Genomic DNA, 6,589 nt, shown 5'->3' with positions numbered 1-6,589 from the left:
AAAAATAAGGAAAAGTGAAATTAATTGCCGCCTGATGGAAAAAAATTGCCTTTTTTTCCTAAAGTCCTGAAGTTGCTTGCCGATAGCTAGTTAAGCCAAATTGCAGTTTGGCGAGAATTGCGGGGTTCCGCTTAACAATAAAGGTTGTGCCAGGGTTTGCAGACCCGTCGCAGCTTTAAGGAGTGACTTATGGCTTTAGCAGTAAACACCAACGTATCCGCGTTAAACGCACAACGTCAGTTATTAACATCAGGCAGTGCTTTAGATACGTCTTTCAAACGTTTATCTTCTGGTTTCCGTATCAACAGCGCTGCTGACGATGCGGCTGGTTTGCAAATCAGTAACCGTTTAACCAGCCAGATCAATGGTTTGAATCAGGCTATCAGTAACGCGAACGACGGCATCTCCGTGGCTCAGGTCGCTGAAGGTGCTATGGATGAAATTACAACTTCATTACAACGTATCCGTGTATTAGCGGTACAATCACAAAACGGTATCAACGGCTCTGCTGACCGTCTTGCTTTGCAGAAAGAAGTTTCAGCGTTAAAAACTGAAATCAGCCGTATCGCTCAGAACACCCAGTTTGGTAACATCGACTTACTGAAAGGTAACTTCTCTGCGAAATTCCTGGTCGGTGCTAACGCTGGTCAAACCATCAGCATTAACTTGTCCCGTACAGGTGGTGGTTACGGTACTTCAGGTTTAGGCCTGAGTAAGTTATCTGTTTCTTCTGTGGGTGGTGCATCTGCGGCTCTAGCCAGTATCGACAGTGCTATCAAAACTATTGACTCAGCACGTGCTGATTTGGGTGCGTTGCAAAACCGCTTCCAATCTACAATCCGTAACTTAAGCAACATCGTTGAAAACGTATCTGCTGCTCGCAGCCAGATCCGCGATACCGATTTTGCTAAAGAAACGGCTGAACTGACACGGGCACAGATATTGCAGCAGGCCAGTACTACTATCCTGTCGCAGGCTAACACCAGACCTCAAACTGCACTATCCTTATTAGGTTAATACCAGCCTTTGGGGTAAAGAGTGAATGGGGCGAAGACCTGAATTAAAGTCTTCGCCAGTTTTGCCGATACAGAGGTAGATGCAAATGAGTTCAGTAATTACGGGTAATTTTGGTTATCAGCCAACAGCCCCCCAAGCTGCTGCTAACGTCGCAGTTGAGCTGAACGATAAAAAAGCCGCGCCCGAGGCGCTTTTACCAGCTTCTAAAAACAGTGCCGGGCAACAACAAGCTGCGCAAACTGTGACTGCGGAGGAATTGGGTGAAGCGGTAGAGAATATCAATCAATTTGTTAATTCTCAGGGGCGCACTTTAAATTTTTCGGTCGATGAAGAGTCCGGTAAACCTGTAGTGAAAGTGATTGATTTTGAGACCAAAGAAGTGATTCGGCAGATCCCGTCTGAAGAAGTACTAACCATGGCCAGAGCAATTAAGAAATTACAGGAAGACCTGGGATCGGCGACAGGTTTGATGTTTGATAAAACGATATAAAGAGAGGATGAATCATGGCGATCCGGTCGTTAGGTGCAGCATCCGGACTTGATCTTGAAAGTCTGGTGACACAGTTAGTTACTGTGGAGCGAAACACAAAAGTCGCTCGTTTGGACAGCACGAAAAAGGAGCTGGATTCATCTCTTTCTGGTTTTGGCAAACTCAAATCAGCGTTAACTAAATTTAAAGATACATTAACGGCTCTGGGCGACGATAAACTACGTGCCCGAACCACCAGTATCAAACAACCCACAGATACAAAAACTTATCTGGAAGCAACATCCAGCAGCACAGCAGCGCCGGGTAATTTTGACATCAAGGTAAAGTCTTTGGCGACAGGCAGCCGGATTGAAAGTGCAAATAATGCGTACAGCAGCTCCTCTGCGGTGGTTAGCACCACAGCGGGTAAGCTGACGTTCGAAGCAGACGGTAAAACTTTTGATGTCAATGTCAAAGCCAATATGACGCTGGATGAGTTCCGTAAAGCGGTAAACAATGCCAGTGGTAATTTTGGTGTCAGCGCCAATATCATTAATGCAGGCTCCGGAGTTGGGACCAAGCTGGTACTGACCTCTTCTGTGACTGGTGATGGCAATGAACTTAAAATCACAGGTGATAATGCCGCACTGGATAGCCTGACGACTCAGGCTTTTGGCAGCACTGATCCTGTGTCCGGTGGTCTTGATGTGGCTGTAGAGGCCGGTGACGCCGAAGTCGTGATCGACGGCATCAGCGTATTTAGCAAAAACAACACCTTTAAAAATGCGATACAGGATACTGAGCTGACAGTTTCAGCCGTGACTCCTGATGGCAATAATGCCACCTTAACTATTGAGACAGATAAAAAAGCGGCTGAAGAGAAAATTAAAGCCTTTATGGACGCTTATAACAGCTTGTTGACTGAAGTAAACACCTTAACTAAAAACCGTACTTTAGGTGAAGATGGGAAAACCGTGCTCTCAGAAGGTGGAGCTTTGAGTAGCGACCCTATGGTGCGCAGTATTATGAGCCAGGTGACTAAAACTTTGGGCAGCGCCTTTTCATCTGGCGGTGCCGAGCTGAATAATTTATATGCCTTGGGTATTACCTTTAACGACCAGGGCAAAATGGAGATCTCCAGCACCCGTTTATACGGTGCCGATTCTGGCCGCGAGCGTTTTGATGAGGCGCTGGAAAATAACTACGACAAGATTGCTGATTTGTTTGGCGGTACAGGCGGCATCACCAAGGAAATGGACAAAATCATTTCCCAATTTACCGACCGTGATGGTTTATTAGTGAACAAAGAAACCTCACTGAAAGACCAATTGAAAAAAAATACTAAAGATCGTGAAGCTTTTGAACGATATATAGTGAGCTACGAAGAAACACTGCGTCAGCGCTACGGAGCTTTGGATTCGACTTTAGGTCAGTTACAAAGTACATCCAGCTATCTGGTGCAGCAGTTGGCAAACTTGCCTAAATTCGGTAGTTAACAGGAGCTTGCCATGAGTTACGGTATTAAGGCCTATAAATCAGTAGGTATCAAAGACGATTTAGCAGTAGCGGACCCGCATCGCGTTATTCAGTTGCTGATGCAGGGCTCGTTAGAGAACATGGCGAAGGCCAAAGGTGCGATGGAGCGTAAGGATTTTGCTGAGAAATCCCGTACGGTGTCCAAAGCCATGAGCATCATTTCCGCCTTACAACATTCGCTGGATATGGATGTAGGCGGCGAGGTGTCACAAAATCTCTGGTCCTTGTACGATTTTATGGTCAATCATCTGATGCAGGCTAGTCGGGAAAGTAACCCGGCGAAAGTCGACGATGTGATTGAAATTATGATCAAAATTAAATCGGGCTGGGATGCTATTCCAGTGGAAGAGCGACAAAAAGGCTTCCAGATGTTGGCTGAACGTCAGGGCCAATCTGCTTTGGCATCCGCTTAATGACCCATCTTGTCAGCCAGTTGAAAGACAAGCGCCAGCAGATCACTCAATTGCTGGCGCAGGATGAATACTCTACCGAACACTTTACTCTCTATTGGCAAGAGTTTGATCAACTCTTGCGTCAACTCTGCGAAAACCCGCAACAAACACCTGATTTACAAAGTATATTGGCAGATAACTTGCAGTGGGTTAGTCTTATCACTGAACAAGTCACTTCAGAAAGAAGTGTCGTAGCTGCCAGGATGTTGCAATTACGCAAAGGCAAAAAGGCACATCAAAGCTACGGAGACAACAACTAAGCAGGTGCCGGGCCTTTATGCTGAAATACATTAACTATCAAATCCTCGATAATAACGACCAGCAAGAAGCTCTTGAAAAACAAGTTTCGGTGACTATTGGCCGAAACATACGCCAGAATATTGACGCCTTCCGGCAGCATATCCCCAGTTTAGTTGGCATCATTAACGACCATGAAGTACAGCAGTATTCCCTGTTTTGTACTAAAGATGCTGAGCTGAATATCGTCGATTTTGCAACAGGCCGGGTGTTTTATCAGAGCAATGCAAAACAAGAAGTCATGGCCGAAGTGCAGCATTACTATTCGCATGCGGCTTATTTTAGTTTGCAAGGGCACAAAGACGACTTAACCTGGCGCCATCAGGCGTTGCCAGCCAAAGTAGATGTGCTGCTGGTATTTGGTTTGGGTTTAGGTTATCACCTGAACGAGCTAGTGATGAATAGCCATATTCGCTATCTGGTGGTGTATGAACCTAACGTAGACATCTTGCTCTGTTCGGCTCAGGCCAATAACTGGCAGCAGTTGCTTGATACGGCCACCAGCATGGGCACCCATATCTTTTTGCAAATAGGCTCAGATGCCACTGCTGTACCTGCTGAATTAGCGGAGTTACTGGAGTTTGATCAAACACTCGACAAAATCTTTGTGTACCGTCATCAATTTCATCCGATGATGGACGATGTCATTCGTTACCTGCTGCAGCATTCAGGTGACAAAGAAGCACTGACTAACACCGGCCATCAATTCACTGAATACAAAGATTATGCGGATTATGTCTCCGAACGTGCCGGTAATTTATTAGGCGATTACCAACCTCAGGATTACAAAACAGAGCAGGCGCAGGCTTTGTATAACGCCAATATGGATGCACTACAAAAGTTTTATCCGAAAGTGCATAAAGCCATGCTGGAGCACAAGACCCGGGCTTGGCAACTAGTCACTGATCCTCAAGGCAATCCTAATCTTTACCATCAGAAGCGTAATGCGTTATTTCATCAGGATCTGGCTGCTGAATCGGCGGAACTGGTGGACTATTTTGTCAATCATCCCTTTAAGGATGATGTGGTGTTAAGTCAGAGAACAGGACGTAAACTCAAAGACTTCCTTCATTTTAAAATGGTTGATAGGCTTCAACCTCTCATCAGTAAAACACTACACGACAACAGCAAGCTTCCTTCTGATGTCCAGTCATTAATCATTTTTGGTATCGGACTAGGGAAACATCTCGAATTATTATCTCTGCGGCATAACATCAAAAATTTATTCATTTGTGAACCAAACTTAGATTTTTTCTATGCAAGTATATGGGTAACCGATTGGGCAGCTATTTTTCATGCCGCAGATGAAAAAGAGGGGCGAATCTATCTCAACTTAGGCGGTGATGGTAGCCATTATTTTTATGATTTGATGGCTCAGTTTTATCAGGTTGGAGCCTACTCTATAGCCGATACTTATATGCTGAGTACGTACTTTAATGTCGGGATGCAAAAAGCTATTGCTGACTTGCGTGCTGAACTAAAAGTGGTTCTTGCATTGGGTGAGTACTATGACCATGCAAGATACGGCATAGCTCATACTTATGAGAGTGTGAAGCGGGGGCAGCTATTTTTGCGACAAAATTTGGCAGAGCAAAAGTATCATAATGCTCAGAGTATTCCTGTATTTGTAGTAGGTAATGGGCCAAGTCTAGATAGTTGTTTTGATTATATTAGAGAACATCGAGAGCAAGTAATAGTCGTCAGCTGCGGCACAGCATTACGTTCATTGTATAAAAATGGTATTCAGCCTGATTTTCATGCTGAGATAGAACAAAACAGAGCTACTTATGATTGGATCACTCAAATTGAAGATAAAGAGTATCTGAACCACATTCGCCTATTAAGTGTGAACGGAATACATCCTGATACAGCATCCTTATTCAAACAGACCTTATTGTGTTTTAAGGATGGTGAAGCATCTACTTATGTCTTTCACAATGGTCTGAAAAAACATGGCTTTCAGATTGCCTCTTTAGCTTATGCCTATCCCACAGTAACCAATTTGGTTATGAATTACATTATAAAGCTTGGTTTAACACAGATATATTTGTTTGGTGTCGATTTAGGTTTTATTGATATTACCAAACACCACTCATCTCACTCTGCTTATTTCAAGCCTGATGGTTCAGAGGTGTATAACTATCAATGGAAACATGGTGGCGGAGTGCCTGCCCCCGGTAATTTCCGACCCCTTGTATACACTAAAGCTGAATTTGATGTATCAAGAAAATTGTTAGAGCAGGCGATACAAAAAGCAGGTCGCAAACTTGAAGTATACAATTGCAGTGATGGTGTAAAGATCAAAGGAACTGTCTCGTTAAAACCAGAAAATATTTTGTTAACTACATTTGTGCCGGATAAGGAATTAACATTACAGAACTTTATTAATCAAGTGTATTACCCTGCATTGTGTGAGTATGCAGATAAAATTTATCAACAGTTCTCTGTCGATAAATTCAGAAGCACCATGAAAGAATGGCAGGCCCTGATTGAATATGACGTAGAAACTGCAGAACAAGCAAAAGAGCTCATAAAAAATCAATGGTTATTGATGAGAAAAACTGCTGTAGATGATAAAAACATTACGTTTTGTCTATTTCACGGCAGCTCCAATTATATCTCAGGGATTTTGACAAAAATTGCTGCCAATATCAGAGACGATGGTGATGAGTTCGTTACGACTTTCAATCAAGTTATGCTGATTTGGCGTGAATATTTGAAACTTGGTGAGCAAGAATATTTGGAAAATCCGACTAAATGCGATGGAATTAGCGTTAGTTATTTGTTTTCTTAATTACATAGTGAGCAAAATCGTACA

The 6,589-nt window shown here is 43.5% G+C and carries 6 protein-coding genes; all 6 read left to right on the top strand.

Features of this window, described 5'->3' with window-relative positions; all coding sequences use genetic code 11:
• The first annotated feature begins 189 nt into the window (after positions 1–189).
• The 6 genes from SD53_RS09585 (at position 190) to SD53_RS09560 (ending at position 6,565) form a co-directional block, all read left to right on the top strand.
• The gene (locus SD53_RS09585) at positions 190–1,017 is read left to right on the top strand and encodes a flagellin N-terminal helical domain-containing protein (protein ID WP_046520020.1); all 828 of its coding nucleotides are present in this window, start codon (positions 190–192) and stop codon (positions 1,015–1,017) included.
• An 85-nt stretch (positions 1,018–1,102) separates the two neighbouring features.
• Positions 1,103–1,507, top strand: a complete 405-nt coding sequence (locus SD53_RS09580) for a flagellar protein FlaG (protein ID WP_046520019.1) — start codon at positions 1,103–1,105, stop codon at positions 1,505–1,507.
• A 14-nt stretch (positions 1,508–1,521) separates the two neighbouring features.
• A complete protein-coding gene (fliD, locus tag SD53_RS09575; RefSeq protein WP_046520018.1) occupies positions 1,522–2,982 on the top strand; it encodes a flagellar filament capping protein FliD in 1,461 nt (486 codons plus the stop codon).
• 12 nt (positions 2,983–2,994) lie between these two features.
• A complete protein-coding gene (gene fliS / locus SD53_RS09570; protein WP_046520017.1) occupies positions 2,995–3,435 on the top strand; it encodes a flagellar export chaperone FliS in 441 nt (146 codons plus the stop codon).
• Positions 3,435–3,734 (top strand): hypothetical protein, encoded by a 300-nt coding sequence (locus SD53_RS09565; protein ID WP_046520016.1) that lies wholly within the window; start codon positions 3,435–3,437, stop codon positions 3,732–3,734. Before fliS ends, SD53_RS09565 begins: the two co-directional genes overlap by 1 nt.
• A 17-nt stretch (positions 3,735–3,751) precedes the next feature.
• Positions 3,752–6,565 (top strand): motility associated factor glycosyltransferase family protein, encoded by a 2,814-nt coding sequence (locus SD53_RS09560; protein ID WP_046520015.1) that lies wholly within the window; start codon positions 3,752–3,754, stop codon positions 6,563–6,565.
• Positions 6,566–6,589: the final 24 nt, after the last annotated feature.

Origin of the sequence: Rheinheimera mesophila (assembly GCF_000986865.1) — a bacterium.
Lineage (GTDB): Bacteria > Pseudomonadota > Gammaproteobacteria > Enterobacterales > Alteromonadaceae > Pararheinheimera > Pararheinheimera mesophila.
This window is presented reverse-complemented; position numbering and strand designations above follow the sequence as displayed.